Source organism: Mesorhizobium sp. M0145 (assembly GCF_040322355.1).
Lineage (GTDB): Bacteria > Pseudomonadota > Alphaproteobacteria > Rhizobiales > Rhizobiaceae > Mesorhizobium.
Genome location: NZ_JAMYTK010000003.1, coordinates 57428 through 83119, shown reverse-complemented (window position 1 = coordinate 83119; position 25692 = coordinate 57428). Strand labels below are relative to the sequence as shown.

Annotated in this window: 28 protein-coding genes; 15 read left to right on the top strand and 13 right to left on the bottom strand. The window is 61.8% G+C overall.

All coding sequences use genetic code 11. The annotated features are described in order from the left end of the window. Nucleotides 1-264: 264 nt before the first annotated feature. Nucleotides 265-1752 carry an ATP-binding protein gene (locus NKJ28_RS07430; protein ID WP_352455990.1) on the bottom strand — a complete coding sequence of 496 codons (1488 nt, stop codon included), beginning with the start codon at nucleotides 1750-1752 and terminating at the stop codon, nucleotides 265-267. A gap of 334 nt (nucleotides 1753-2086) precedes the next feature. On the opposite strand from NKJ28_RS07430, the gene rpmH reads away from it, so the two are divergent. The 5 genes from rpmH (at nucleotide 2087) to yihA (ending at nucleotide 5862) form a co-directional block, all read left to right on the top strand. Next, nucleotides 2087-2221 (top strand): 50S ribosomal protein L34, encoded by a 135-nt coding sequence (gene rpmH / locus NKJ28_RS07425; protein WP_008833937.1) that lies wholly within the window; start codon nucleotides 2087-2089, stop codon nucleotides 2219-2221. Nucleotides 2222-2244: 23 nt separating this feature from the next. Next, entirely contained in the window at nucleotides 2245-2598 is a 354-nt protein-coding gene (gene rnpA, locus NKJ28_RS07420; RefSeq protein ID WP_352517615.1) for a ribonuclease P protein component, read from the top strand. Between the two features lie 13 nt (nucleotides 2599-2611). Next, nucleotides 2612-4423, top strand: coding sequence for a membrane protein insertase YidC (yidC, locus tag NKJ28_RS07415; RefSeq protein ID WP_352517616.1), 1812 nt, complete (start codon nucleotides 2612-2614; stop codon nucleotides 4421-4423). 144 nt (nucleotides 4424-4567) lie between these two features. After that, the gene (locus NKJ28_RS07410) at nucleotides 4568-5206 is read left to right on the top strand and encodes a CatB-related O-acetyltransferase (protein WP_352634819.1); all 639 of its coding nucleotides are present in this window, start codon (nucleotides 4568-4570) and stop codon (nucleotides 5204-5206) included. Then, nucleotides 5203-5862 (top strand): ribosome biogenesis GTP-binding protein YihA/YsxC, encoded by a 660-nt coding sequence (yihA, locus tag NKJ28_RS07405; RefSeq protein ID WP_031193748.1) that lies wholly within the window; start codon nucleotides 5203-5205, stop codon nucleotides 5860-5862. Before NKJ28_RS07410 ends, yihA begins: the two co-directional genes overlap by 4 nt. A gap of 21 nt (nucleotides 5863-5883) precedes the next feature. On the opposite strand, the gene NKJ28_RS07400 is transcribed toward yihA, so the two are convergent. After that, nucleotides 5884-6633 (bottom strand): TetR/AcrR family transcriptional regulator, encoded by a 750-nt coding sequence (locus NKJ28_RS07400; protein ID WP_352455986.1) that lies wholly within the window; start codon nucleotides 6631-6633, stop codon nucleotides 5884-5886. A 143-nt stretch (nucleotides 6634-6776) separates the two neighbouring features. Here NKJ28_RS07400 and NKJ28_RS07395 point away from each other — a divergent pair, with 143 nt between their 5' ends. Together NKJ28_RS07395 and NKJ28_RS07390 are read left to right on the top strand one after the other, a co-directional pair. Next, complete coding sequence (locus NKJ28_RS07395) at nucleotides 6777-7955, top strand: HlyD family secretion protein (RefSeq protein ID WP_023677489.1); 1179 nt, start codon at nucleotides 6777-6779, stop codon at nucleotides 7953-7955. Between the two features lie 67 nt (nucleotides 7956-8022). Then, complete coding sequence (locus NKJ28_RS07390) at nucleotides 8023-9576, top strand: DHA2 family efflux MFS transporter permease subunit (RefSeq protein WP_245274730.1); 1554 nt, start codon at nucleotides 8023-8025, stop codon at nucleotides 9574-9576. A 126-nt stretch (nucleotides 9577-9702) separates the two neighbouring features. On the opposite strand, the gene msrB is transcribed toward NKJ28_RS07390, so the two are convergent. From msrB to NKJ28_RS07370, 4 genes are all read right to left on the bottom strand, one after another. Next, nucleotides 9703-10203, bottom strand: coding sequence for a peptide-methionine (R)-S-oxide reductase MsrB (gene msrB / locus NKJ28_RS07385; protein ID WP_023677487.1), 501 nt, complete (start codon nucleotides 10201-10203; stop codon nucleotides 9703-9705). Nucleotides 10204-10377: 174 nt separating this feature from the next. Further along, the gene (locus NKJ28_RS07380) at nucleotides 10378-10935 is read right to left on the bottom strand and encodes a fasciclin domain-containing protein (protein WP_352588546.1); all 558 of its coding nucleotides are present in this window, start codon (nucleotides 10933-10935) and stop codon (nucleotides 10378-10380) included. Nucleotides 10936-11139: 204 nt separating this feature from the next. After that, nucleotides 11140-11844: an anti-sigma factor gene (locus NKJ28_RS07375; protein ID WP_352635038.1), complete on the bottom strand. Its 705-nt coding sequence runs from the start codon at nucleotides 11842-11844 to the stop codon at nucleotides 11140-11142. After that, complete coding sequence (locus NKJ28_RS07370) at nucleotides 11841-12380, bottom strand: sigma-70 family RNA polymerase sigma factor (protein WP_023677484.1); 540 nt, start codon at nucleotides 12378-12380, stop codon at nucleotides 11841-11843. Before NKJ28_RS07370 ends, NKJ28_RS07375 begins: the two co-directional genes overlap by 4 nt. A gap of 126 nt (nucleotides 12381-12506) precedes the next feature. Here NKJ28_RS07370 and NKJ28_RS07365 point away from each other — a divergent pair, with 126 nt between their 5' ends. Together NKJ28_RS07365 and argB are read left to right on the top strand one after the other, a co-directional pair. Next, the gene (locus NKJ28_RS07365; protein WP_352634817.1) at nucleotides 12507-14003 is read left to right on the top strand and encodes an amidase; all 1497 of its coding nucleotides are present in this window, start codon (nucleotides 12507-12509) and stop codon (nucleotides 14001-14003) included. A 96-nt stretch (nucleotides 14004-14099) separates the two neighbouring features. Continuing rightward, nucleotides 14100-14993, top strand: coding sequence for an acetylglutamate kinase (gene argB, locus NKJ28_RS07360; protein WP_023677482.1), 894 nt, complete (start codon nucleotides 14100-14102; stop codon nucleotides 14991-14993). Nucleotides 14994-15009: 16 nt separating this feature from the next. On the opposite strand, the gene NKJ28_RS07355 is transcribed toward argB, so the two are convergent. From NKJ28_RS07355 to NKJ28_RS07340, 4 genes are all read right to left on the bottom strand, one after another. Then, complete coding sequence (locus tag NKJ28_RS07355; protein WP_352634815.1) at nucleotides 15010-15930, bottom strand: hypothetical protein; 921 nt, start codon at nucleotides 15928-15930, stop codon at nucleotides 15010-15012. 143 nt (nucleotides 15931-16073) lie between these two features. Next, a complete protein-coding gene (locus tag NKJ28_RS07350) occupies nucleotides 16074-16811 on the bottom strand; it encodes a hypothetical protein (protein WP_352634813.1) in 738 nt (245 codons plus the stop codon). Nucleotides 16812-16915: 104 nt separating this feature from the next. Continuing rightward, nucleotides 16916-18463, bottom strand: a complete 1548-nt coding sequence (bchE, locus tag NKJ28_RS07345) for a magnesium-protoporphyrin IX monomethyl ester anaerobic oxidative cyclase (RefSeq protein WP_352634811.1) — start codon at nucleotides 18461-18463, stop codon at nucleotides 16916-16918. Between the two features lie 102 nt (nucleotides 18464-18565). Then, on the bottom strand, nucleotides 18566-19042 hold the full coding sequence (locus tag NKJ28_RS07340; RefSeq protein ID WP_023677481.1) for an Lrp/AsnC family transcriptional regulator: 477 nt from the start codon (nucleotides 19040-19042) through the stop codon (nucleotides 18566-18568). Between the two features lie 140 nt (nucleotides 19043-19182). Between NKJ28_RS07340 and phhA the strand changes: the two genes are divergently transcribed. Beyond that, nucleotides 19183-20016 carry a phenylalanine 4-monooxygenase gene (gene phhA, locus NKJ28_RS07335; RefSeq protein WP_352634809.1) on the top strand — a complete coding sequence of 278 codons (834 nt, stop codon included), beginning with the start codon at nucleotides 19183-19185 and terminating at the stop codon, nucleotides 20014-20016. On the opposite strand, the gene NKJ28_RS07330 is transcribed toward phhA, so the two are convergent. After that, the gene (locus tag NKJ28_RS07330) at nucleotides 20011-20511 is read right to left on the bottom strand and encodes a MarR family winged helix-turn-helix transcriptional regulator (protein ID WP_023677479.1); all 501 of its coding nucleotides are present in this window, start codon (nucleotides 20509-20511) and stop codon (nucleotides 20011-20013) included. The two genes, phhA and NKJ28_RS07330, sit on opposite strands and share 6 nt — an antisense overlap. A gap of 93 nt (nucleotides 20512-20604) precedes the next feature. Here NKJ28_RS07330 and NKJ28_RS07325 point away from each other — a divergent pair, with 93 nt between their 5' ends. Continuing rightward, complete coding sequence (locus NKJ28_RS07325) at nucleotides 20605-20772, top strand: hypothetical protein (RefSeq protein ID WP_352588558.1); 168 nt, start codon at nucleotides 20605-20607, stop codon at nucleotides 20770-20772. Between the two features lie 49 nt (nucleotides 20773-20821). Here NKJ28_RS07325 and NKJ28_RS07320 read toward each other — a convergent pair whose 3' ends face one another. Continuing rightward, entirely contained in the window at nucleotides 20822-21583 is a 762-nt protein-coding gene (locus NKJ28_RS07320) for a GGDEF domain-containing protein (RefSeq protein WP_023677477.1), read from the bottom strand. A 161-nt stretch (nucleotides 21584-21744) separates the two neighbouring features. On the opposite strand from NKJ28_RS07320, the gene NKJ28_RS07315 reads away from it, so the two are divergent. Then, a complete protein-coding gene (locus NKJ28_RS07315; protein ID WP_352634807.1) occupies nucleotides 21745-22452 on the top strand; it encodes a pyrimidine 5'-nucleotidase in 708 nt (235 codons plus the stop codon). 34 nt (nucleotides 22453-22486) lie between these two features. Here NKJ28_RS07315 and NKJ28_RS07310 read toward each other — a convergent pair whose 3' ends face one another. Continuing rightward, nucleotides 22487-23326 (bottom strand): LOG family protein, encoded by an 840-nt coding sequence (locus NKJ28_RS07310; RefSeq protein WP_352634805.1) that lies wholly within the window; start codon nucleotides 23324-23326, stop codon nucleotides 22487-22489. Between the two features lie 145 nt (nucleotides 23327-23471). Here NKJ28_RS07310 and dapD point away from each other — a divergent pair, with 145 nt between their 5' ends. From dapD to NKJ28_RS07295, 3 genes are read left to right on the top strand one after another with little or no spacing between them, the layout of a single operon-like run. Continuing rightward, entirely contained in the window at nucleotides 23472-24326 is an 855-nt protein-coding gene (gene dapD / locus NKJ28_RS07305; protein WP_352634803.1) for a 2,3,4,5-tetrahydropyridine-2,6-dicarboxylate N-succinyltransferase, read from the top strand. A gap of 30 nt (nucleotides 24327-24356) precedes the next feature. After that, the gene (locus tag NKJ28_RS07300; RefSeq protein ID WP_023677473.1) at nucleotides 24357-24734 is read left to right on the top strand and encodes a DUF805 domain-containing protein; all 378 of its coding nucleotides are present in this window, start codon (nucleotides 24357-24359) and stop codon (nucleotides 24732-24734) included. 21 nt (nucleotides 24735-24755) lie between these two features. Next, nucleotides 24756-25544, top strand: a complete 789-nt coding sequence (locus NKJ28_RS07295) for a hypothetical protein (protein WP_352634801.1) — start codon at nucleotides 24756-24758, stop codon at nucleotides 25542-25544. The last annotated feature ends 148 nt before the right edge of the window (nucleotides 25545-25692 follow it).

Sequence of the window (25692 nt, the reverse complement as noted above, 5' to 3'; positions counted from 1 at the left end):
GCCGCGAATGTGAGCTGTTCCCTAGCGACTGAATTTGCGAAAAGCAAGCCGATCCTGGCCAAAAGTTTTGCCGTCATGTGCCGGCCGGCGAAGGCAAGATCGCGTCACGCGGCGGCCGAGCCGATAGGTCGTCGTCTTGGATCAGTCATTTGCCAATCGGAACGGCCCGTAACGAAACACGCCGTTGCACGGCGGCCGAGCCGACGGCTCGTAGTCTCGGACCAACCATTTGCGAATTGAAACGGTCCGTAACGAAACGGTTCGTTACGCCGGGCGGCGCAGACCGTTGCGGGCCTGGTCGAGCCGGACCGGCTGGTCGGGAATGGTGACCGCGAATGTGGTGCGGCCGCCGATGCTTTCGACCAGCTCCACCGTGCCGCCATGGGCGCGGATCAATTCATGGGCGATCGCCAGGCCAAGGCCGGTGCCGCCGCTGCGGGCCGAGCCGCGAAATGCCGCGAACAGGTTTTCTCGCGCCTTTGGCGGCAGGCCGGGGCCGGTGTCGGTGACGACGATGCGGCTGACGCTGCCGATGCGCTCGGCCGATATGGTCAGGCGGCGCACCACGGCGCTCTCGGTGTCGGCCGCCATCGCCTGCACGGCGTTGCGGCTAAGATTGGTGAGCACGCGGAACAGCTGGTCGGAATCGGCGTCGACCTCGAGCACCGGATCGACGGCGTTGACGAATTCGATGCCGCATTCGATGTCGAGCAGGCCCTGGACGTCCTCGACCAGCTGGCGCAGCCGCAGCCTGCGGCGCGACGGCGGCGGCTCCTGGGTGCGGCCATAGGCCAGCACGCCCTCCGAGTAGGACACCGCACGGTCGAGCGCGCGCAGCAGTTTTGGTGCGAAGGCCTGCACGGTCGGGTCCTTGACCTGGCGCAGGCGGTCCGACATCAGTTGCGCCGAGGCGAGGATGTTGCGCATGTCGTGGTTGATCTTCGACACGGCCAGGCCGAGATCGGCCAGGTGCTTCTGCTCGGTCAGCATCTTCTGCAGCCGCTCCTGCATCTGCGACAGCTCGCGTTCGGCGACGCCGATCTCGTCGGCCCGGGCGGCGGGGTGAATGATGCGGCCGGGGTCGTCGGGCGCCTCGGAAAAGGACAGCATCGAGCGTGTCATCGTCCTGATCGGGCCGATCATGATCAGGTCTATCGCGGCGTAGACCAGCATGGCGGTGAACAGCGAGATCAGCAGCGAGACGAAGGCGACGTTGCGCGAATAGATCAGCATGGCATTGCGCAGGCGGTGGTCGGGCATGATCAGCTCGAATTCTTTGTCGCTGTCGCCGACCGGCCCGAAAACGCGCAGCATCCGCTTGCCGCCGAAAAACAGCGTGTCCAGCGCGCCGGTCATACCCTCGATCATGCCGACATTGGCGATATCGATATGCTCGTCGACCTGCGGCGGCATTTCGGCCACGACCAGAAGCCGCGAGACGCCGCCGTCGCGCACGGCGATCGCCTTGGCGCCGATCGCCATCAGTACGTCGTTCTGGGCGGCACGCGACAGCGAGGCAGGTTCGCCCTGCACTAGGACGATGGAAACCGCGGCGGCGGTGCTCAGCCTCTCCTTCAGCCAACTCAGCCTGTAGCTGGCGATCCAGGGCACGAAGATGAGGATTTCGGCCAAGAGCACGAAGACGATGGTGAGCAGCAGCAACTTGGTCGACAGGCCGCGCGCCAGCGGCACCCTGCGGGTGGCCGCCTTCGCCTGGGCGATGCTTTCGTCGGTTGCTGGGACTTCACTCATGCTCGTCGTCACGGCTGCCTGTCATCACGGCTGCTTGTCTTAGGGACTGCTCGTCTTCACGATCGCTTGATCGGGTGAGATTAGGCGATTGCGGCTTTTTTGCCAAATTCATCCTTGGCCGAAGCCGGACAAAGGGCCGCAAGACTCCGATGCCGGTCCGACAATGCCGGCCCGACACGCTGGATTGACTTCCAAAACCCTTCTTTCTATAAGCCCGCTCACGCTCGGGCCATTCGTCCCGGCGCGGTTTCGATCGCGCCAAAACCGGCCCGGCAAAGCTCCTGTTACAAAGTGACAGAATCAAGAAGGGCCGCACCCCGCGGTATTTAAACAAATGAAGCGTACTTACCAGCCGTCCAAACTCGTCCGCAAACGCAGGCACGGTTTCCGCGCCCGCATGGCCACCAAAGGTGGCCGCGGCGTCGTCGCAGCCCGCCGCAACCGCGGCCGCAAGCGTCTCAGCGCCTGAGCACCAAGCGAGAGACAAGATCGTTGCCCGCAACCGGCAAGCCAACGGGTGCCCATCCCAAGCGGCTTCTGAAGCGCGCGGAATTCCTGGCTGTCCGCCGCGGCGAAAAGCGCCGCGGGCGGCTTTTCCTCGTCGAGGTCGTGGGCCGCGGCGACAGCGAGGCGCCGCGCGTCGGCTACACCGTCACTAGGAAGGTCGGCAACGCCGTCGTTCGCAACCGCATCCGGCGGCGGCTCAGAGAGGCCGTGCGCACGCATGCCGCGGATGACATGGCGCCCGGCAATGATTATGTCATCGTCGGGCGCGAAGACGTGCTTACCACTCCGTTCGGCCAGTTGAAGGCCGAACTCTCCCGCAGATTGCGTGGAACACGATAGGCCAAGGGCTTCGATGGAAAACAACCGCAACTTCTTCATCACCATCGCACTGTCGGTGCTGATCCTGGCGCTTTGGCAATATTTCTATGTGATGCCGCGCAGCGAGATGCAGCGCGAAGCCGCCCGCATCGAAGAGCAGCGCGTGGCGGAGCAGAAGAAGGCCGCCCAAGGCACCAGTCCGGGCGCCAGCGAAACACCGGTGCAGCCCGGCGCCATTCCGAGCGCGCCTGGCGGCGAAGCCGTCGCCGCGGCTAGCCGCGACCAGGCGATCGCCTCGACCAAGCGCGTCAAGATCGACACGCCGAGCCTCGAAGGCTCGATCAACCTCACCGGCGCGCGTCTCGATGATCTCAAGCTCAAGCACTACACGGAGACGGTCGACAAAAACTCACCCAAGATCGCGCTGCTCAATCCTGAGTCGCTGCCGAACGGATATTTCGCCGAGATCGGCTTTGTTGGCGAAGACAAGGTGGGAACGCTGCCGGGACCCAAGACCGTTTGGAACGTCGACGGCAATCCGACGCTAACGCCGGCTACACCAGTGACGCTCACCTTCACCAACGACAAGGGCCTGACTTTCAAACGCACACTCTCGGTCGACAACGACTACATGTTCACCGTTTCCGACACCGTGCAGAATTCCGGTAGCAGCTCTGTCTCGCTGTTCAATTACGGCCGCATCACCCGCTTCGACAAGCCGGCGGTCGCCAGCACCTATGTGTTGCACGAAGGCCTGATCGGCGTCACCGGCAGCGAAGGCCTGCAGGAACACAAATACGCCGATCTCGAGAAAAACAAGCAGTACACACCGAGCAAGTCCAAGGACGGTTGGCTGGGCATCACCGACAAATACTGGGCGGCGACGCTGGTGCCGACAGAGGCGCAGGAGTTTCAGCCAAACTTCGCTTATTACGAGGACGGCCGTCATCGCTATCAAGCTGACTTCCGCACGGACGCGATTGCGCTGCAGCCCGGCGAATCCAAGACCATTGAATCGGAGATCTTTGCCGGCGCAAAGGAAGTCAACAAGATCAATGCTTACGAGAAAGATCGCAAGATAAGGCTTTTCGAAAAGCTGATCGATTGGGGCTGGTTCTGGTTCATAACTCAGCCGATGTTCTCGCTGATCGACACGCTTTACAAATTCTTCGGCAATTTCGGTCTGGCGATCCTCGCCACCACCGTCATTGTCAAGGCGCTGTTCTTCCCGCTCGCCAACAAGTCCTATGCGTCGATGGCGAACATGAAGAAGGTACAGCCCAAGATGCTCGAGATCCGCGAGAAATACGCGGACGACAAGATGAAGCAGCAGCAGGCGATGATGGAGCTCTACAAGACCGAGAAGATCAATCCGCTCGCCGGCTGCTGGCCGGTGGCATTGCAGATCCCGGTGTTCTTTTCGCTCTACAAGGTGCTCTACATCACCATCGAGATGCGGCACGCGCCGTTCTTCGGCTGGATCCAGGATCTGGCGGCGCCGGACCCGACATCGATTTTCAACCTGTTCGGGCTGATCCCCGTTACCTTGCCGCACATGCTGATGATCGGCGTCTGGCCGCTGATCATGGGCGTGACGATGTTCCTGCAGATGCGCATGAACCCGACGCCGCCGGACCCGACGCAGGCGGCGATCTTCACCTGGATGCCCGTGATCTTCACCTTCATGATGGCGGGTTTTCCGGCCGGCCTCGTCATCTACTGGGCCTGGAACAACACGCTGTCGATCCTGCAGCAGGGCGTGATCATGAAGCGGCAAGGCGCCAAGATCGAATTGTGGGACAATCTGGTCGCGCTGTTCCGCAAGAAACCGTCGCCGGCGGAATAGCCGGCGCTCCTAGGACGCGAAACCAAAAAGCCCCGGTTCGTCCGGGGCTTTTTGCAAAAGCTGCCCGCCTGGATTAAGCGATTGGTACTGCCGGACGGATCGCGCTATTTTGACCTGCCTGGCAGTTGCTCGACGGAGCTCGATATGACCGGACCCAATCCATCGATCAAGCATCCGATCCCGTTGCACACACGCCTCGGCTTTCTGAAACCGCTGGTGACGGCGCCGAATATCGAGATCGGCGACTTCACCTATTATGACGACCCTGACGGACCCGACAAATTCGCCGAAAAATGCGTGCTGCATCATTATCCGTTCATCGGCGACAGGCTGATCATCGGCAAGTTCTGCGCCATTGCCGAGGGTGCGCGCTTCATCATGAACGGCGCCAATCACGCCATGTCCGGCTTTTCGACCTATCCGTTCAACATCTTCGGCCATGGCTGGGAGGAAGGCTTCGACCCGGCGACATGGTCGAAGGAGGTGCGTGGCGACACAATCGTCGGCAATGACGTCTGGATCGGCATGGAAGCGGTGATGCTGCCGGGCGTGAAAATCGGCGACGGCGCTATCGTCGCGGCAAAGTCGGTGGTGACGCACGATGTGCCAGCCTATGCGATTGTCGCCGGTAATCCGGCCAAGGTGGTGAAGATGCGCTTCGATGACAGGACCATCCGGCGGCTGCTGGCGCTGGCGTGGTGGCACTGGCCGGTGGAAAAGATCAGCCGCAATCTCGATGCCATTCGTGGCAGCAACATTTTTCTTCTGGAGGCAGCGGTTTGAACGCGTTGAACAAGACCACGATCGGCATCGAATTGTTCACGCGAGCCTGGATCTTCATCCGCGGCGTGCCGGCGATGAAATTCCTGCCGCCGGAGGGTCCACCCGAGATCGCCTTTGCCGGCCGCTCCAATGTCGGCAAATCGTCGCTGATCAACGCGCTGGTCAACCAAAAGGGGCTGGCGCGCACCTCCAACACGCCGGGCCGCACGCAAGAACTCAACTATTTCGTGCCGGGCGGATTTTCGGGAGAGGGCGCCGATCTGCCGCCGATGGCCCTGGTCGACATGCCGGGCTATGGCTACGCCACGGCGCCGAAGGAAAAGGTCGACGAGTGGACGAAGCTCGTGTTCGACTATCTGAAGGGCCGGGTGACGCTGAAGCGCGTCTACGTGCTGATCGATGCCCGCCATGGCATCAAGGCCAAGGACGACGAGGTGCTGTCGCTGCTCGACAAGGCGGCGGTGTCGTATCAGATCGTGCTGACCAAGACCGACAAGATCAAAGCGGCGGGGGTACCGCGGCTGATCGAGGAAACGCTCCAGAAGATCAAGAAACGCCCGGCGGCATTTCCCTTCGTGCTCGCCACGTCGTCGGAAAAGAGCGAGGGCCTCGAGGAATTGCGTGCGGCGATCGTGCTCGCCGCCAACGGCGGATAGGCAACGGATTCCGACGGCTGGTCAGGCGGGGCTGGAGGCCCGTTCCTGCTCTGCCAGCTGTTCGGTGCCGTAGGCCTTCAGGAACACATCGACGCCCGACCTGACGATGTGTTCGATCTCGGCCGCACTTGGCGCCTTGGTGCGATAGGCGAATATGCACTGGCGGAAAAGACCGGCCAGGCACAGCTCGGTGAACTGATAGGCGGCAAGCTCGACGTCGTCGATCTTCAGCAGGCCGCGTTCGATAGCCATGTTGAGGAAAACGACAACCCTGTCATGGCCGCGCTTTGGGCCGCGTTCGTAAAATCGCGCGCCAAGCTCCGGAATGCGTTCCGACGCGCCGATCACCGTCCGCTGCGCCAGGATGACCCTCGCCGAAGTGATCTTCATGGATAGCACGATGCCGAACTTCACCAGCGTCTGGCGAAGGTCGCCGATCTGGTCGAGCACTTCGTACATGTTCTTGAAAATCGTGCCGCGCTCTTCCTCGATCAGCGCTTCGAACAGCTCTTCCTTGTTGGCGAAGTAGACATAGATGGTGCCCTTGGACACGCCGGCCTCGCGCGTAATGTCGTTCATCGACGCGGCTTCGAAGCCCTTATCGATGAAGACACGGCGCGCACCCTCGATGATCTGGCTGCGCTTGACCGGGTCTTGCCCCGCGGCCGGGCGGCCGCGCGGCAGACTGTCCAGCAGATCGCACTGGTCCTTGCCGGCGCTGGGCAATGGGCCTGAATCAGGCAAAGGAGCGGCCTTGGGGGCTTCGGCCATAATGTCACACCTCGTAAAATAATTCGAACCACCCGGTTCGATTGCTCTTGATATGGGCCTCTTTAAGCGCTAAGTCAACGTCGAGATCGAACCGAACGGTTCAGTCTGACGAAATTCAGCGCCAGTTAATTTAGAGAGATATCATGTCCTCGAACGCGCCCACCAGTGCCGAAGTCCGCCCCTTCCCCAGTGCCAAGGTCCAGCCTGCGATCGAAGCGCCGGAAACCCCTCTCAAGCCCGCCGACGTCACCCCGCTGGCTCCCGCCAAGAAGAAGCGCTCGATGCGCTCGATGTTGCTGCCCATCATCGGCCTAGCCCTGCTGGGCGCCGGCGCCTGGTATGGCTATGATTACTGGACCGACGGGCGCTTCATGATCACGACCGACGACGCCTATGTTCAGGCCGACACGGCGTTCATCTCGCCAAAAATCTCGGGTTATGTCGATCAGGTCAAAGTGACCGAGAACCAGCAGGTGAAGGCCGGCGACCCGCTGCTGATCGTCGATGACGGCGACTACAAGATAGCCGTTGCCCAGGCCGAGGCGCAGATCGCCACGTTGAGCAAGACGCTCGACCGCATCGATGCCCAGACCGAAGCGGCGCGCGCCTCGCTCAAGCAGGCGCAGGCGCAGAAGACCGCCGACCAGGCCGCGGCCGATAATGCGAAGCGAGCTCAGGTTCGTGCCGCCCAGTTGCTCAAGACCCGCGTCGGTACCCAGGCCCAGTTGGACGATGCCCAGACGGCGGTCGAGCAAGCCAATGCCGCACTAGCCGGCGCCGACGCGCAGATCGCGGCGGCTCAGGCCAATATCGGCGTGCTTCAGGCGCAGCGGGCGGAATCGGCAAGCACGCTGGCCTCGCTGCAGCTTGCCCACGACAAGGCGGTGCGGGATCTGTCCTTCACCGTGCTGCGCGCACCCTATGACGGCGTGGTCGGCAACCGCTCGGTCGAGCAGGGCGACCTGATCAGCCCCGGACAGAAGCTCGCCGTCATCGTGCCAATGGACAAGCTCTACATCGTCGCCAACTTCAAGGAGACCCAGCTTGCCCGGCTGGTGCCTGGTGAAAAGGTCAGAGTGTCGGTCGACGCGATCGACGGTCAGGACATCGAGGGTACCGTGTCGTCGCTGGCCCCGGCTTCGGGAGCAGTGTTCTCGCTGCTGCCGCCGGAGAACGCCACAGGCAATTTCACCAAGGTGGTGCAGCGCGTTCCGGTTCGCATCGACGTGCCCGCGGATGTGCTGAAGACGGGCAAGCTGCGCGCCGGCCTGAGCGTCGTCGTCGCCGTCGACAGCCGCACGGCGCCTTCGGCATCGAAGTAAAGCGGAACCGGGAGCAAAGGTCATGGCGACCGCAACCCTAACTGCAGGATCGGCGCCGACGCCAGCCATGCCGGTGCCGGTTGACCACATCTCGACACGCCGCGTCATCGCCTTCCTGGCAATGGTGTTCGGCATGTTCATGGCCATCCTGGACATCCAGATCGTCTCGGCCTCGCTGGCCGAGATCCAGGCGGGCCTGAGCGCCAGTTCGGACGAGATTCCTTGGGTGCAGACGGCGTATCTGATTGCCGAGGTGGTGATGATCCCGCTGTCGGGCTTCCTCAGCCGGATGCTGTCGACGCGGGTGCTGTTCACAATCTCGGCGGCAGGTTTCACCGCGGCCAGCGCGCTGGCGGCGACCGCAACCAATATCGACCAGATGATCGTCTACCGCGCCGTGCAGGGCTTCATCGGGGGCGGCATGATCCCGAGCGTCTTTGCAGCCGCCTTCACCATCTTCCCGCCGTCGCGTCGCGCCATCGTCTCGCCGATGATCGGCCTGGTAGCGACGCTGGCGCCAACCATCGGCCCGACCGTCGGCGGCTATATCAGCCATGCCATGTCCTGGCACTGGCTGTTCCTGGTCAACGTCGTGCCCGGCATTCTGGTGACGACGGCCGCCTGGTCGCTGATCGACTTCGACAAACCCAATCTCAAGCTGTTCAGCAAGTTCGACTGGTGGGGGCTTGCCGGCATGGCCGCCTTCCTCGGCTGCATGGAATATGTGCTGGAGGAAGGTCCCAACAACGACTGGCTGCAGGATCAGGCGGTGTTCATCTGCGCCGTCATCATGACCTTCGGCGCGGTGCTGTTCTTCTGGCGCGTGTTCACCGCCGAGGAGCCGATTGTCGATCTGAGGGCTTTCAGCAATATCAATTTTGCCTTCGGCTCGCTGTTCTCCTTCGTCGTCGGCATCGGCCTCTACGGTCTGACCTATCTTTATCCGGTGTTCCTGGGGCGGATCCGCGGCTACGATTCGATGATGATCGGCGAGGCGCTGTTCGTCAGCGGCCTGGCCATGTTCTTCACTGCGCCGATCTCCGGCATCCTGTCGAACAAGATGGACCCGCGCATCATGATGATGATCGGCTTCTTCGGCTTCGCCACGGGGACCTGGTGGATGACGCATCTCACCGCCGACTGGGATTTCTATGAACTGCTGATCCCGCAGATCCTGCGCGGCTGCTCGATGATGCTTTGCATGGTGCCGATCAACAACATTGCGCTCGGAACCTTGCCGCCGGAGCGGCTGAAGAATGCGTCTGGCCTGTTCAACCTGACCCGCAATCTCGGCGGCGCCGTCGGCCTGGCAGTCATCAACACCGTGCTGATCGACCGCAATGCCTTCCACTACGCCAGGCTCTCCGAGCACGTGCAATGGGGAAGTGCCGCTGCGCAGCAGAAGCTGCAGAACATGACGCTCAACTTCGAGCAGACCGCCGGGCTCGACGCCTCCAAGGCGGCCATCTCCAAACTGTCAGGCATGGTCCAGCAGCAGGCGTCGCTGCTGTCGTTCATGGACGTATTCTTCATGCTGACGGTTTTGTTCGCGACGCTTGGGCTCTTCACCCTGGTGATCCGCAAGCCAGCCGCTCAGGGCGGCGGTGGCGGAGGCCATTGAGGCGCGCTGGATCCCCCGCCTGGCGCCCTCGCGCATGACCCCGAAAAGCGATTTTCGGGGTCATGCGCAAAATCAACCATTACGAAGTCCTCTCGCGCTCCGACAAAGTCAGGGTCGCAGCCGTCCTCACGCCGTCGCCGGCTTGAAGGTCAAGGCAACGCCATTGATGCAGTGTCGCAACCCGGTCGGCGGCGGACCGTCGTCGAATACGTGGCCGAGATGGCCGCCGCAGCGGCGACAATGGACCTCCGTGCGGGTCATGCCCAAAGACCTGTCCACGGTCTTGCCGACGGAATTCGGGATTTCCTGCCAGAAGCTCGGCCAGCCAGTGCCGGAATCGAACTTGGTCTCTGACGAATAGACCGGCAGGCCGCAGCCGGCGCAAGCGAAGATGCCTTTGCGGTGCTCGTTGAGCAGCGGACTGGTGCCCGGGTATTCCGTGCCCTCCTTGCGCAGCACATTGAAGGCCGCGTCGGACAGGATGGCGCGCCACTCGGCTTCGGTCTTGGTAACCTCGAAAGTCTCAGCCGCGCGTGCATCCTGGGCTCCGCCCATGCGCAGCGCGGTGGCGCCTGCGACAACGCCAATGGCTGCCGCACCACTCAAAAGAAGCTCGCGACGGTTCATGGCCATTCCTCCTGTCATTGCTTGTGCCAAATTCGACCGCCACACGGAAATCAAAAGCCGGTGACGATCGCTGTCCTCAAAGCGGGACTCCGCGCCTATCCACATCTTGCGTGAACGGCGCGGAGTGTGCGCAGGGAGGCCCTTAGTGATATCTTCGCCGGCAGCGTGCGTTTGTTACATCTTCGGCAGGAGAACCTTGTCGACGACGTGGATGACGCCGTTGGACTGCTCGACATCGGCGATGGTCACATTGGCGACGTTGCCGTTCTCGTCGGTCACGGTGACCTTGCCGCCGTCGGCCTTGAGCGACAGTTCGCAACCACCGACCGTCTTGACCTTGTGGGTGCCGCCGTCGTTCTTGACCATCTTGGCGACGTCGGCGGCCATCGCTTTGGCGCCGATGACATGGCAAGTCAGGATCTTGACGAGCTTGTCCTTGTTTTCAGGCCTGAGCAGCGTCTCCACCGTGCCGGCTGGAAGTGCCGCAAAGGCCTCGTTGGTCGGCGCGAACACAGTGAAGGGGCCAGCGCTTTGCAGCGTATCGACCAGGCCGCCTGCCTTGACGGCAGCGACCAGCGTCGTGTGGTCCTTCGAGTTGACAGCATTTTCGACGATGTTTTTCTGGGCATACATGGCGGCGCCGCCGACCATCGGATTTTGAGCATAGGCAATGGTGGCGAGCGCGGAAATGGCGACCGTGCCGGCAAGCAAAATGGTGGCGAATTTACGCATAATTTCAATCTCCTCGGGTTATTGTTCCCCTCATTTGGGAACGCAAGGAGATACGCGATAGAAATGCTGGAGTTTCGCCCTCTCCGCAAAAAAATATTTGTCGCTGCAATTTGCCCGGCGCGGATCGACAGCCGCCAACAAGCTTTGCAGGCGTTTAAATCGCGGGAGATAGATTTAAGGTCTGCTTCCGGAGATGAGAAGCGGTCAGATGCTCTTCAGATCGCCCGCTGCGACCACCGGTCCAGTCGGCTGGCCGGTCGGTGAACCGCCGGCAGGCTCAACGCTGACCGCAAGCACGGCGCCTTGCGCCAATTTCTCCTGGACGGCGGGCGGGATGGCCAAATGCGCGGTCGCACCGGCCGGGATGACGCCCATCGACACCGGCGCCTTCTTGCCTTCGATCATCCACAGCTCGAAGTCCTTGCCGGCGGCCCGCTCGCCGGAAACGTGGGAAAGACCGACCTCGTGACGGGCGGCATCGTAGACGACGAGATATTTGACGTCGCTGCCTTCGGCCGCCAGCGAGGCGACAAGCCGCGCCTGCGGCGGTTCGGTGGACGGGCGGAAGTAAGGCACGGCGATGTAGATCGCCAGCGCCGCAATGGCGGCGGCGGCAAGACCGCGCCAGAAGCCAAGGCTCGACCACAGGCCGGCGCGCGGCTCTGCAGCGAACAGCCGGCGGTCCAATGCTTCCTTGACCCTGATCGGAGGCTCTGTCTCCGGATAGGCGGCGGCCATCGGCGAAAGATGCGCCTCCCAGGCATCGACAAGGCGCGCGAAGGCGGCGTCCGCATCGATGCGGCGCGACGCGATCTCGCGTTCATCGGCGGCCAGAACGCCAAGAACGTATTCGGCGGCGAACAGGTCGTCGCCCCCACGTTCCTGTCCGTTGTCGTCAGCCAGCGTCATCTTTCCAGGCATTCTCTCAGTTTCAACAGGCTGCGCCGCAGCCAGGTCCGCATCGTGTTCAGCGGTACGCCATAGCGCTCCGCCAGTTCGGCATAGCTTTTGCCATCCAGATAGGCGCCCCGGACGGCCGCCGCCCGATCCTTCTCCAATTCCTTGAGACAATGGTAGATGCGTTCGGACTCACCGCCCGCCACGGCCATGGCCTCCGGCCCCGGCGCCGGATCGGCCACGTCGAGCGCGGCATCGATATAGGCGGCAGGCTCTCGCCGCGCTCTGATCCGATCGATCGCATGATTGCGCGCAATGGCCACCAGCCAGGAGATCGGGCTCAGATCCGAAACGGCGAAACGGTCCGCCTTCGTCCATATCTTGACGAAGACCTCTTGAAGCGCCTCTTCTGCATCTCCCCGATCCTTCAATACACGAAGGCAGACGCCGAAAAGTTTCGCGCTGGTCTGCCGGTAGAGCAGATCGAACGCAGCCCGGTCCTTCATCGAAGTCCGGACAATCAGGTTGCTGATGTCCTGCGGCGTCATCCGCCGCCAAATTAGGCGATTGCAATGTATTTGCAACGACTGAAATGGTCTTGCGCACCGGCAGCGCCAGCGTCGATTGCCAATGAAATCGCCGCCCGCTAGCTTGCAATGAGCGGGAGGGCGACCATGTCGATCGAGCGGGTTCTGTGGGAGCATGACGCAACCGGCCAGGCCGCACTCGTGCGCAAGGGAGAGATCACACCGCAAGATCTCGTCGATGCGGCGATCGCCCGGGCCGAGGCCACCCTGCCGGAGATCAACGCCATCGCCGAACCGCTTTTTGAGGCGGCGCGGGCGCGAGCGAAAACCGTCGACCACAAGCTGCCGCTTGCCGGAGTGCCCTTTGCGTTGAAGGACCTCGGCATCGCCATGAAGGGCGTGCCGACGCATGGCGGCAGCCGCATCCCGGCTTTCACCCCCGATTTCAGCTCGGTGATGACGGAACGCTATCTGGCCGCCGGCCTGATCCCGATCGCCACCAGCACCGCACCCGAACACGGGCTGAGGCTGGTGACCGAGTCGGTGGCTTACGGCGTCACCCGCAATCCATGGAACACCGCGCACACGACCGGCGGTTCCTCGGGCGGTGCGGCTGCGCTGGTCGCGGCCGGCGTCGTGCCGGTGGCGCATGCCTCGGATGGCGGCGGCTCGATCAGGGTGCCTGCGGCTTGTACCGGGCTGATCGGGCTGAAAACCTCGCGCGGCCGCGTACCCTTGACGCCGCTCGTCACCGAAAGCTGGTACGGCTTCGTCGTCGACCATGCGTTGGCCCGCTCGGTGCGCGATACGGCCCTGCTGCTCGACCTGACCCACGGGCCCGACCCGCTGTCGCCCTACGCGGCACCCTCGCCGAACGGCAGTTTCACTGCGGCCGCCGGGCGCGATCCGGGCAAGCTCAAGCTCGCCTTCTATCGAAAATCGCCGCTCGGCCTGCCGATATCGGAAGAGACGTTGAAAGCTCTGGATGCGGCGATCGGGCTGGCGCGCGAAGGCGGACACAGCGTCGAGGAGATCGACCTGCCCTATATCGATCGCGATTTCATCGCCGATTTCGCCAGAACCGTCGCTGCGGCGGTGGCCGGCACGATGCGTGGCGAGGCCTTGCGCGTCGGCCGCTCCATCTCAGGCGACATCGAACGCGCCACGCGCGTGATGAGCCGGTTCGGTGAAATTCTCTCGGCCGGCGAAATCTATGCCGGCCTGCAGCGGCTGCACGCAACCTCGCGCCGGCTTATCACCGAAACCGCGCATTATGATGCAGTGCTGATGCCTGTCATCGCGCACCCGCCGCTCGCCTGCGGCACCATGGACCCGAAAGGCGCCGACGAATTCATCGAGAATGTTCTGGACAGACTGCGCCTCGCCGGCCTGCTGAAGTTCAAGCCGCTATTCGGCCAGCTGATGGACAAGAGCCTGTGGTTCACCCACTGGCCGGCGATCCAGAACGTCAGCGGGCAACCGTCGATCACGCTTCCGGTTTACGTCACCGATGCCGGCCTGCCGCTCGGCGTCCAGGCCGCCGGCCGCCCCGGCGACGAGGAAACGCTTTTGTCGTTCGCCGCGCAGATGGAAAGGATCTCGGGCTGGTTGGGCCGACGGGCGCCGCTGCAGCGGCCGGCATAGGCGGTGATTTGATCGATCGTGACAGCAAAGCCGTTTGCCCCCTCGTCCAATTCCCGCTAAGACGCCGCCGTTCATGCCAAGCTGGGAACCACGCCGATGACGGATGTCGCCGCCACCGCCGAAATGCAGGCCGCGCTGCTTTCAAGGGCGCTGCCCTATATGCAGCGCTACGAGAACAAGACGGTCGTGGTGAAATATGGCGGCCACGCGATGGGCGACATCGCGCTCGGCAAGGCTTTCGCCCGCGACATCGCACTTTTGAAACAATCCGGCGTCAACCCGATCGTCGTGCATGGCGGCGGGCCGCAGATCGGCGCCATGCTCAGCAAGATGGGCATCGAATCCAAATTCGAGGGCGGCTTGCGCGTCACCGACCAGAAGACCGTCGAGATTGTCGAGATGGTGCTGGCCGGGTCGATCAACAAGGAGATCGTCGCGCTGATCAATGCCGAGGGCGAGTGGGCGATCGGCCTGTGCGGCAAGGACGGCAACATGGTGTTTGCCGAAAAGGCGCGCAAGACCATGATCGATCCGGATTCCAACATCGAACGGGTGCTCGACCTGGGCTTCGTTGGTGAGCCTGTCGAGGTCGACCGCACATTGCTCGACCTCCTGGCGCGGTCCGAAATGATCCCGGTGCTGGCGCCGGTGGCGCCCGGCCGCGACGGCCATACCTACAACATCAACGCCGACACTTTTGCCGGCGCCATCGCCGGCGCCTGCCAGGCGACGCGCCTGCTGTTCCTTACCGACGTGCCCGGCGTGCTCGACAAGGACAAGAAGCTGATCGACGAGCTGACCGTGGCCGAGGCCAAGGCCCTGATCAAGGACGGCACGGTCTCGGGCGGCATGATCCCCAAAGTCGAGACCTGCATCGAGGCAATCGAGCGCGGCGTCGCAGGCGTCGTCATCCTTAACGGCAAGACGCCGCATGCGGTGCTGCTCGAGCTGTTCACCGAACACGGCGCCGGCACGCTGATCGTGCCGTGATTGGCGGCCTCGGGATTCAATCGTCTTTGAGCAGGCTTCGCGTCAAATCCTCTTCGTTTGGCATGCTTCCGTGCAGCAGGATTGCTTGTAGCGCGTCGCGTAAGAGCAACCAAGCCCGCGCCCAATTCTCCATGCTAACCGGCTTTTGTGAACCATGAGAAATCCTGCTGCGGTCCCCATAACTTTTTTTCGCGGCCTCATATGTGACGGAACGGGAATTGAGCGGGGCTAGTAGCTCCGCTAACAGCAGAGATGTTCGAAACGTTATCTCGGTGCTTATCGATGGAAAAAGGCCTTCGATTCCCTGCCAGATATGAAGGATCGAGCTCCCCAGATCAGGGATTAGCGGGGCTTTGACCAAGGCACGGCGCGCCGCGCGCAGTACGGGCGTCTCTTTTTCGAAAGCGAGCCACTTTGTCATATCTTGGGCGACCCCATCGGCGACACCCTCACTTACGTTTCGGGTAAATTGACCCGGTTCGCCGACGATGCATACAAAGGATAGCTCATGCGACCAGGTCTCAACCCGCGCGGTCGCGTGCGTGATTCCTTCGCGCATTCCTTCGTGCATTGTCGCTTGATGGCCGGATGAGCGGGCGTTTATGCCGGCGTAAGCGTTGAGCGACGTGTTGCAACCAAACGGCGCGACTGTGGGGCAAGTCCCACGAAGGTATAGCATCGCGCGGTACGCATCGATGCGATCGGCGGCCTCGGGAAAATCTCTGCCAGTAGTCTCAAATTCGAGATTTACGCTTTGCAGAAAGACTTGCATCAGCTCGGCCGGCACCCTGATGGGATGATGTTCCGCGACGAGGGAATACAAATCGAAGATCGGGACCTCCCATTTGCGCTTGTGCACGCGTACGAGGTCGTTGCCGCACACATCCCCCTCGAATTCAGGGAGCAGCCAGGTTATGGGGAAAAAGAAGTTCGGCATGGGGATATTATAACCTAATGCCCCATTTGCGGCATCGGAAGTTCAAGCGCGCAGTGCTAATTACCTGGACGCGTCGGCGACCAAGCGCCGCGTGAAGCTACAAAGGGAATAGAGAGCCTCTCGCCACTATCGGCAAAAACCGATTAAGCGACCAGATCCGTTGCGCGGCAAAGGCCCTTGGCCTGCACTTGATCGTCAATGTGACGGGCCAAGGCGCATATCGCGTGCCTCGCATCGTTCACGAATGGGAAATCAAGTTTAATGCGCCCTTCCGATATCGCGATTGCAGCGTATTTCGCAGTATAAGCCGCATCTATTTTACCGTCGTTGTGAACAATTATGTGCCGCGCGTCCAGGAAGGGCATGGCGGCATCAATCGTCACCTGCGTCAATTCCAGGCCCAGTCGTTTGTCTATTTTTTCGATTAGCTTGATCGTGCTCCGCTCATTTTCCAGGGAACGGAAGATCGTCTCGGAAACCTTTTTGATCATCTCATTCCAAGAACCCGTCGCGAGAAGGTCGCTTAGTTTAATATCGACCTTGAGGTCACCGATTATGCGTGCAGGATCGAAGCCAGCGAGAGCGGCGACGCCTACGATCGAAGTCAAGAACTCGCCAAAATCCTCGTAAGCATCCTTGATGAAGGACCCATAGACAGTCCTTTTGAGATGGATACCCACGATTTTCCGGGAAGTCTTTGTGTTTACCCTGCCATCGAGTTTTTGATGAGTATGGGGGTTCGCATTGATAGCGACGGCCACCGTTTGGTTACTGTCCGGCGTTTGATTGATAAATTTATTGAGTAGTACATTTGAAAGCTCAAGGTCCGTCTCGTACGCGGCGATTCGAGCAACAAATCTCTGATGCACTTTCGTCTGCATGCGGCCCTCCCCATTCTCCATCGCACATATCAGTTTGCGCACCGCATCGCACTTTATCTCTAGAGGTCGCGCGAGCGGTCGTACGTCATGCGCATAGTCAGGTATCAGGCGCCGGGCGAGATCGCGACGACTGTTTCTACCGCCTTGCGGGCCGGGCGCGCGACCACCATCGATTCCTCCTCCTCGTCTTGCGGCGCGCCCCAGAATTCGGCGAGCGTCGGGCCATTTTTCAGGCGGCGGTCGCGGACCAGAAAGCCCCAGACTTCGCGGAACCAGACGCGGCGGCCCATTTTGGTGTACCAGCGCATCGAATGCCGTTGCTCCGGATCCTTGTGGAACAGGATGCGCGCCAGCGCCTTGGGCCGCGACTGCACGGCCAGTTCGATCAGCTTGACGGCGAAGAACAACATCCACGGCTTGAGGCGCGTCATCCGCAGCACCTGGTGCTTGTAGTCCCACAGGCGGGCGTCCAGCTGGATCACCTTGCGGTCCCTGGCAATCCTGAAGAACGGCGTCCAGCGGTGCGGCGTTACATAGAGCGCCTGGATCTGGTCGGGGTCATAAGCGATCAGCTGGCGGAAGCCGCGCCAGAGGTCGCGCAAACTTTCGTCCTCGAAACCGGCCACCCAGGTCGCCATCGACAAGATGCCATTGAGGCGCAGCAGCCGTATCGCCTCGCGGTCGGACGAGGTGCTGCCGCCCTTGCGGATCAATGCAAGCGTCTGCTCGTCGGTATTTTCCATGCCAAGCAGCCAGCGGATGACGCCGGCCTGGCGATAGAGATGCAGGCTGTCGGCGTCGCGGACGATGTCGTCGGCGCGGGTGGAGCCGACGATCAGCACCGGCACATTCTCGGCGATCATCGCATCGAGAAAGGCGCGCCAGGCTTTTTTGGACGACGTCGGGTTCTCGTCGGCAAGGTTGATCAGCTCGACGCCATGCTCGCGGTATAGCCAGGCAATCTCCCGCGCGAACTTCCCGGGGTCGCGGTGCCGCCAGCGCGTCCAGAAGCCGCGCTGGCCGCAATAGTTGCACAGATGCGGACAGCCTCGCGAGAACTGCATGACTACTGCGCGCTTGCCGCCCCAATAGCTGTAGCGACTGAAGTCGATCAGTTCCCAGCCGATGCGGTAATCGTCGAAACTGGCGATCGTCCTTGCCGGCCGGGTGGCAAAAGGACGGCGCAAATCGTCAGGAAAAGCGATCCCCGCCACGTCCGACAGCGGCTTGCGTTTCTCAAGCGCTTCGACCAGCGCGACGATGGTCGCCTCGCCCTCGCCGCGCACGATGAAGTCGAAGACATTCGTTTCGGCCAGTATGTCGCGCCAGTGATAGGTCGGAAACACGCCGCCATAAATCAGGATTGTCGCTGGCTCGATGTCCTTGACCATGCCGGCGATCAGCAGGGCTGTCGGATGTGCAGAGGTCGAGCCGGAATGGCCGATCAGAATGCAGTCGGGATGGTCGCTCAAGGCGTCCCAGACCAGCGTGGCAAGCGGCATCGGCCCGAATTCGGCATCGACGAGCCGCACCTCGTGTCCCGCGTCGATCAGCGGACCGCCCAGTGCCAGCAAACCGAGCGGCGGCAGATGGTCGTCCGGCACACGGCTGCCGATGGCGGTATGCGGCGGGTTGATCAGGACGATTTTCATGGCGGGCCTTATGCAATGGCGGTCCGCATGTCGTAGTCGGCGATCTAGCTCTGGAGATTGGCCAGCTTCAGCAGTTTGTGTGCAGCTTTTCCGCAGAAATGCCTATCGTCTGAGATGTGCCAGCGGCACATGGCCGGGCCCCTTGATGTTCTGCAGCACAAGCTGCGTGTGTACGTCGCGCACGCCTTCGAGCCGCATCAGCCGGTGCATGACGAAGGCATTGAGCTCGTCGACCGACGGCACCATGACATGCAGCAGGAAATCGTAGTCTCCAGTCATCGTCCAGCACGACGACACCTCGTCCATGCGCTGGACGGCGGCGATAAAGGTTTCGGGCGAGCCGTCGCTGTGGGTTACGAGGCGCACCTGGATGAACACTTCGACCATCAGCCCGACGGCGCGGCGGCTGAGCACCGCAGCAAAGCCCTTTATGATGCCCGCCTGCTGAAGGGCCTCGAAGCGCCGCGCGCAAGGTGTCGTCGACAGCCCAATCTCCTGCGCCAATTCGGAGACCGGCTTGCGCCCGTCGCGCTGCAGGATGTCGAGCATCTTGATCTCGAATTCATCAAACTGAGGCATTTTCACTCTCCCAAAGCTCGATCGTGGAGTCTTTTACCTCCAACCCCGCATTTGAGCCACCATCAAAGCTGATTTGCCTCGCGCCATCCCGCTAGAATTTCCGGCAATCCGCTGATCATGATTTCCAGGGAGAGCAAGCCATGACAATGAACGTTGCCGACTATGCCCGCGAATGCGCTGCGCGAGGCCTTCGCGGCGATTATTCGGTCTGCCGTGCCGATTTCACCGTGGCGCAGGGCTACAATTATAGCGACGAAGAACAGGCGGTGTGGCGCACGCTGTGCGACCGCCAGACGAAGCTGACCAGGAAGCTCGCCCACCATTCCTATCTCGATGGCGTTGCGGCGCTCGGCCTTCTCGACAAGATCCCGGATTTCGGTGAGGTCAGCGAGAAGCTGCGCAAGCTCACCGGCTGGGAGATCGTCGCCGTGCCGGGGCTCATCCCCGCCCAGCCGTTCTTCGACCACCTCGCCAACCGCCGGTTCCCGGTCACCAACTGGCTGCGAACCCAAAAGGAGCTCGACTACATCGTCGAGCCCGACATGTTCCACGATTTCTTCGGTCACGTGCCGATCCTGACGCAGCCGGTCTTTGCCGACTTCATGCAGATGTATGGCAAAAAGGCCGACAGCGTGATTGCGCTCGGCGGCGACGAGATGATCACCAGGCTTTACTGGTACACCGTCGAATACGGGCTGATACGCGAGCCGGGCCAGCCGCTGAAGGCTTTCGGCGCCGGGCTTATGTCATCCTTCACGGAGCTTCAGTTCGCGGTCGAAGGCGGTGAGGCGCACCATGTCCCCTTCGACCTGGAAACCGTGATGCGCACCGGCTACGAGATCGACAAGTTCCAGCGTGCCTATTTCGTGCTGCCGTCGTTCGCCGCCCTGCGTGATGCTTTCGAGACCGCCGATCTTGCGGCGATCGTGGCGCGCCGCAAAGGCGAGCCAGCGCTCGACCCGGCGAGCCTATAGGCTGTCGGCTGTTTCCAAAGCCTCGGCCTTCAGCCGGGCCAGTTGGTCGCGCTGAAGGTCGAGGGACGCCGTGACGAAGCGCAGGATCGTGGCGAGCTCAGTGTCGCTGAATGTGGCGATCACCTTTTCCCCCTCCTGCGCGATCGCGCCATAATAGCGCGTCGATAGTTCTCGCGTGAGTTCCGTCGCCTCTATGACCACCTTGCGCCTGTCCTCAAGGCTGCGCGTTCGTGTCAGCAGGCCGCGCGCCTCTAGCCGGTCGATCAGCGCGGTGACCGCGGCCGGCGTCAACCCTGTTGCGGCCGCGACCTCGCCAGCCGATCGCGGGCCGCCATAGAGCAGCGCTAGGCAATGGCGTTCCGCCATACTCAGCCCAAGCCTATCGCCCACTGCCTCGTCATAAGCCTGCGTCGCGTCCTGCCAGCCCATAATGGCAAGGCTGATGGCGGTCTTCATGTCGGCCCGATTCATGCTTGACGAATTTATTTCGACCATCTAACTATCAATCTGCCTAACATTACGGCCGTTATAGTAATGTGCTGCATCAGGCGCAAGGCAAGGCCTGTCGCAGCCTGCAAGGAGTGAAACATGAATCAGACCCCAACGCGCGGCCTACTCACACCGGCCGAGGAGTTCAAATATGCCAAGCTGGCGATGGAGTGGTATGGCTGGGGCTCTCCCATTGGCCTTGGCATCGCTCTGGTGGCGCTGGCGGCGGCCGCTCTGCTGTTCCGCATCGCCATCTTCGGATTTTGACGGTCTGGCAGCGGCGCGGTTGAATGCAGCAGAAGGCTTAGGGCCGAGCTCAGGCGGCTTCGGAAATATCGCGGTCGATGATCGACAGATTGCGGCCGCGATGCTTGGCCTCGTAGAGCCGCTGGTCGGCGGCGCGCATTAGCTCCGACACTGCGGCGTCTCTGCCGCAGGTGATGCCGCCAATACTGACTGTCAGCGGAACCGTTCGTTCGTCGACGGGCCGGAAACGGATACGCTCGACTTCACGCCGGATGCGCTCGGCGATGCGCCTGGCCTCGTGTTCGGTGGCACCAATCAGAAGGGCGCAGAATTCCTCGCCGCCGATGCGGCCAAGCACGTCGCCACTGCGCACGCCACGCTCTATCGCGTTTGCGATCAGGAGCAGCGCATCGTCGCCGATCAGATGGCCGTAGCTGTCGTTGATGGTCTTGAAATGGTCGGCATCGACGATCAGCAATGCCCCGCGATCGGATTTGCGCCGGGAGCCGTCGAGAGCGGCAAAGAAACTTTCGCGGTTGAGCATGCCGGTCATGTCGTCGCGGCTCGCCTTTTCCGCCAAGCGCCTGTGCGCGGCGGCGAGTTGGGCATGGGCGCGGGCGAGCTCGCGATGCGCGGTCTGCAACCTTTCGCCCTGCCAGAACGTATAGGCGCCGACGCTCCAGGCAAGCGCGAGCGGGCACACGGTGGATGTCAGCCAGATGGTGCGATTGATCGGAAACCCCATTGCCGGCACGACGATCAGCGTCAGCAAAAGCGAGACCGCGACGGAGGCGAAAGCGATGGCGGCAGACTTTAGAAATATGCGATTCATCGCTTGCTCCCACTGGTCCGCCTTGGTTCCAGCAAAGCGCTGAATGTCACCTTTCGGCGATGCTTAAGATTTTAATCATGGCGCCATTTTTACTACCCAGGGCGCGCATAGGTTGTGGATAAACCTCCTGTTAGAAAGATCGTTTCGTGCCATAAGGACGTATGACCACACTTCCCGACCCCGCCCGCTTTGCCCATGTCACCGACTGGGTGTTCGATCTCGACAACACGCTTTATCCGCATCATTCGAATCTGTTCTCGCAGATCGATGTGAAGATGACCGCCTACGTCGGAGAATTGCTGACGCTGCCGCGCGAGGAAGCACGCAAGCTGCAAAAGGAGCTCTACCGCGAATATGGCACGACGCTGAACGGATTGATGACGCGCCACGGCATCGACCCCGATGATTTTCTCGAGAAGGTCCACGACATCGATTATTCCTGGCTGGTTCCAGATCCCGTCCTAGGCACCGCCATTCGCCAGCTTCCCGGCCGTAAATTCATCTTCACCAACGGGGATCGCCGGCATGCCGAACGCACCGCGCGGCAGTTGGGCATTCTCGAGCATTTCGATGATATTTTCGATATCGTCGCAGCCGGACTGAACCCCAAGCCGGCGCCGCAATCCTATGAGAAATTTGCCGAACTCCACGCCGTTACCGGGCAAAATGCGGTGATGTTCGAAGATCTTGCCCGCAACCTGTCGGTGCCGAAATCGCTGGGCATGACCACAGTGTTAGTGGTGCCGCGCAATTTCGAGCCGACCTTCTCGGAAATCTGGGAACGCGACCCGGCCAACGAGGACGATGTGGACTTCGTCACCGACGACCTCGCCGGCTTTCTCACGGCGATCGTGGAAGTCCCTGCTTGAGGCAGCCGGCGCGCTTCAAGTCCTTGCTTGCATGTCAAAGTTTATAGAAGCGGCTGACGATCCCCCAGGCCTCGTCGGCAGTGTCGACGAAATCGATGATATCCTGGTCGCCGGGCGTGATCGTGCCTTGCTCGGCGAGGAAATCGAGGTCGATCGCCCTTGCCCAGAAAGCCTTGCCGAACAGGATGACCGGCACGCGTTCCATGCGGCCGGTCTGGATCAGGGTCAGCGTTTCGAAGAACTCGTCCATCGTACCGAAGCCGCCTGGAAACACCGCAACGGCCTTGGCACGCATGACGAAATGCATCTTGCGGACCGCGAAATAGTGGAAGTTGAAGCAGAGTTCCGGCGTCACGTAGGCGTTTGGCGCCTGCTCGTGCGGCAGCACGATGTTGAGACCGATCGACGGCGCGCCAACATCGTCGGCGCCACGATTGCCGGCCTCCATGACGCCCGGCCCGCCGCCGGTCACCACGACGAATTCGCGATAGTACGAGATGGCCGACTGCTGCGAGCAGAGGCGGGCGAATTTGCGCGCCTCCTCGTAATATTTGCTGTTTTGCTCGAGGTTCTTCTTCTGCGTCTCGTTCTTGGCCGCCCAGGCTTCGCCGCCGGGCTCGGGGATGCGGGCACCGCCGAACAGGATGACGGTCGATTGGATGCCGCGCTCGGCCAGGATCATCTCCGGTTTCAGCAGTTCGAGCTGCAGCCTGACCGCGCGCAACTCGCGCCGCGTCATGAAATCGGGATCGTTCCAGGCCAGCCGGTATGTCTCCGCGCGCGTTTGCGGCGTGTCCGGCACGCTTCTCGACCGCTCCAGATCCTCGTCCGAATGCGGCAGCGGCGTCCATCCCGCCTTTTCCATGGGAGTCATATTTGCTTTACCCGTCCAATCATTCACTTGCGCCGTCCCGTGACGCTGCCGCGATTGACCCTCCCCAAGCCTTCACATAGGGTCCGCGCGACTTTCAAACAGGTTAAGGCGCCGGCCCTTAACAGCTTGGTAATGGAGCGAATTCATGTCGAAGCCCGATCTCGCGAGCCTCGAGGAGATCATCGAGAACGCCTTCGAGGAACGCGACACGATTTCGACCGCAACCCGCGGCGAGACGCGCGAGGCCATCCAATCGGCGCTCGACCTGCTCGACCGGGGCATCGCCCGCGTCGCCGAGCGGCAGGCCGACGGCAAATGGCACGTCAACCAGTGGCTGAAAAAAGCGGTGCTGCTGTCTTTCCGGCTCACCCCGATGGAGATCATAAAGGGCGGTCCCGGTCAGGCGGTATGGTGGGACAAGGTGCCTTCGAAGTTCGACGGCTGGAGCGCCGTCGATTTTGAGAAGGCGGGCTTCCGCGCCGTGCCGTCGTCGATCGTGCGCCGCTCCGCCTATGTCGCGCCCGGCGCCGTGTTGATGCCGTCCTTCGTCAATGTCGGCGCCTATGTCGACAGCGGCACCATGGTCGACACCTGGGCTTCGGTCGGCTCCTGTGCCCAGATCGGCAAGAATGTGCATCTGTCGGGCGGCGTCGGCATCGGCGGTGTGCTGGAGCCGATGCAGGCCGGCCCAACCATCATCGAGGACAATTGCTTCATCGGCGCCCGTTCCGAAGTGGTCGAAGGCTGCATCGTTCGCGAAGGCTCGGTGCTCGGCATGGGCGTCTTCATCGGCCAGTCGACCAAGATCGTCGACCGCGCCACCGGCGAGATCTTCTACGGCGAGGTGCCGCCTAATTCCGTCGTCGTCGCCGGCTCGCTGCCGGGCAAGCCTTTTCCAAACAACGAGCCCGGCCCCAGCCTATACTGCGCCGTCATCGTCAAGCGGGTCGACGCCAGAACCCGTTCCAAGACATCGATCAACGAATTGCTGCGCGATTGATCTTTCTCAACGAATACGGACGGAATTCGCTTGCCTGACAGATCAGACCTCATCTGGCTTTTCTTCAGAACTTCGGGCCGCGTCAGCCGCGCGGCCTATTTTCTGGGAGGACTGCTGGTGGCCATCATACAGGCCCTCCCACTCTACCGTTTCACGCTGGTTCCGGAAGGCACTACCGAGAGCAACATGTGGTCGTTCATTTTCTTCATCGCCTTCATTGCCTCGCTTTGGTCGAACGTGGTGCTGGCGGTGAAGCGGTTGCATGACCTCGACAAGCCGGGCGTTGCGGCGCTGGTGCTGTTCGTGCCGGTTGTCTCGATTATCGCTTTCCTCGTGCTTTGCCTATTTCCCGGGCAGCCGGGACCCAACCGCTACGGCAAGCGCACCAACGCACCGGCCGAACCCTGAGCGCCGATCGGATATTTCGTCATGCGCTACCGCTCGCTTGATTCGAAACTGATCCTCGAAACCGCCGAACGGCTGGAAGAGCGCGTCGCCGAGCGTTTTCCCGATGCCGGCTTGCGCGGCGTCGCCGCCGAGCTCGTGTCGCTGTCGCGCGATCTGGCAAAGGCAGCCAAGGCGCTGGAGGCGCCGATCTGGTGGCTGCGCGGCCTCATCATCGCCGCCTTCGTCGCCGGAGCGCTGATGTTCCTGTTCGTCGGCACAATCCTGCCGCTCGGCCGCATCTCGGGAAACCACGATGCCTTCCAGTCGGTGCAAGGCATCGAAGCCTCCCTCAACATGATCATCCTCGCGGTGCTGGGCTTCCTGGCCCTGATTCGCTCCGAGGAGCGGATCAAGCGCAAGCGGGTGTTTCGCCAGCTCCACGGGCTGCGGTCGCTGATCCACGTCATCGACATGCACCAGCTGACCAAGGATCCGGCAACGCTTTCAGCCAGTTTCAAGCCGACTGCGCATTCGCCAGCCCGCATCACCAACGCCGCCGACCTTGCCCGCTATCTCGACTACTGCTCCGAAATGCTGTCGATCACCGGCAAGATCGCCGCGCTGTTCGCGCAATCGGTGAATGACGCCGTGGTCATCGACGGCGTCAATGACATCGAGAACCTGGCTTCGAACCTCTCGCGAAAGATCTGGCAGAAGATCACGCTGATCGAAACCCCTCATGGGCAGCCGGCACGTGCGGCGAAGACCGATCCCGAGCCGGGTACGCCGCGTCGGCCTGCAGTCCGCAGACGACCGGGGCCGGCAAGCTAAAACCGGCCACCCGGCGGCAGATCCGCTAGAACGGTTCATCGTTTCGCAGAAACGCCGAACCGCTCTATCTTTTTGTTTTGACGCAATTCCGGACGGAAAACCGCTTCACACTTTTCCTGGAATTGCTCCAGAGCGGCGGAACGGGGAG

Bases quoted from the DNA above. Each gene is read 5' to 3' on its own strand.
- NKJ28_RS07330 (WP_023677479.1), bottom strand. From the start codon at position 20,511: ATGGTCGAAATAAATTCGTCAAGCATGAATCGGGCCGACATGAAGACC.
- NKJ28_RS07315 (WP_352634807.1), top strand. From the start codon at position 21,745: ATGACCACACTTCCCGACCCCGCCCGCTTTGCCCATGTCACCGACTGG.
- msrB (WP_023677487.1), bottom strand. From the start codon at position 10,203: ATGAACCGTCGCGAGCTTCTTTTGAGTGGTGCGGCAGCCATTGGCGTT.
- phhA (WP_352634809.1), top strand. From the start codon at position 19,183: ATGACAATGAACGTTGCCGACTATGCCCGCGAATGCGCTGCGCGAGGC.
- yidC (WP_352517616.1), top strand. From the start codon at position 2,612: ATGGAAAACAACCGCAACTTCTTCATCACCATCGCACTGTCGGTGCTG.
- NKJ28_RS07365 (WP_352634817.1), top strand. From the start codon at position 12,507: ATGTCGATCGAGCGGGTTCTGTGGGAGCATGACGCAACCGGCCAGGCC.
- NKJ28_RS07310 (WP_352634805.1), bottom strand. From the start codon at position 23,326: ATGACTCCCATGGAAAAGGCGGGATGGACGCCGCTGCCGCATTCGGAC.
- dapD (WP_352634803.1), top strand. From the start codon at position 23,472: ATGTCGAAGCCCGATCTCGCGAGCCTCGAGGAGATCATCGAGAACGCC.
- NKJ28_RS07395 (WP_023677489.1), top strand. From the start codon at position 6,777: ATGTCCTCGAACGCGCCCACCAGTGCCGAAGTCCGCCCCTTCCCCAGT.
- NKJ28_RS07400 (WP_352455986.1), bottom strand. From the start codon at position 6,633: ATGGCCGAAGCCCCCAAGGCCGCTCCTTTGCCTGATTCAGGCCCATTG.
- rpmH (WP_008833937.1), top strand. From the start codon at position 2,087: ATGAAGCGTACTTACCAGCCGTCCAAACTCGTCCGCAAACGCAGGCAC.
- NKJ28_RS07390 (WP_245274730.1), top strand. From the start codon at position 8,023: ATGCCGGTGCCGGTTGACCACATCTCGACACGCCGCGTCATCGCCTTC.
- NKJ28_RS07340 (WP_023677481.1), bottom strand. From the start codon at position 19,042: ATGCCTCAGTTTGATGAATTCGAGATCAAGATGCTCGACATCCTGCAG.
- NKJ28_RS07295 (WP_352634801.1), top strand. From the start codon at position 24,756: ATGCGCTACCGCTCGCTTGATTCGAAACTGATCCTCGAAACCGCCGAA.
- NKJ28_RS07375 (WP_352635038.1), bottom strand. From the start codon at position 11,844: ATGACGCTGGCTGACGACAACGGACAGGAACGTGGGGGCGACGACCTG.
- argB (WP_023677482.1), top strand. From the start codon at position 14,100: ATGACGGATGTCGCCGCCACCGCCGAAATGCAGGCCGCGCTGCTTTCA.
- NKJ28_RS07320 (WP_023677477.1), bottom strand. From the start codon at position 21,583: ATGAATCGCATATTTCTAAAGTCTGCCGCCATCGCTTTCGCCTCCGTC.
- bchE (WP_352634811.1), bottom strand. From the start codon at position 18,463: ATGAAAATCGTCCTGATCAACCCGCCGCATACCGCCATCGGCAGCCGT.
- NKJ28_RS07350 (WP_352634813.1), bottom strand. From the start codon at position 16,811: ATGCAGACGAAAGTGCATCAGAGATTTGTTGCTCGAATCGCCGCGTAC.
- NKJ28_RS07355 (WP_352634815.1), bottom strand. From the start codon at position 15,930: ATGCCGAACTTCTTTTTCCCCATAACCTGGCTGCTCCCTGAATTCGAG.
- NKJ28_RS07430 (WP_352455990.1), bottom strand. From the start codon at position 1,752: ATGAGTGAAGTCCCAGCAACCGACGAAAGCATCGCCCAGGCGAAGGCG.
- NKJ28_RS07325 (WP_352588558.1), top strand. From the start codon at position 20,605: ATGAATCAGACCCCAACGCGCGGCCTACTCACACCGGCCGAGGAGTTC.
- NKJ28_RS07380 (WP_352588546.1), bottom strand. From the start codon at position 10,935: ATGCGTAAATTCGCCACCATTTTGCTTGCCGGCACGGTCGCCATTTCC.
- NKJ28_RS07370 (WP_023677484.1), bottom strand. From the start codon at position 12,380: ATGACGCCGCAGGACATCAGCAACCTGATTGTCCGGACTTCGATGAAG.
- NKJ28_RS07410 (WP_352634819.1), top strand. From the start codon at position 4,568: ATGACCGGACCCAATCCATCGATCAAGCATCCGATCCCGTTGCACACA.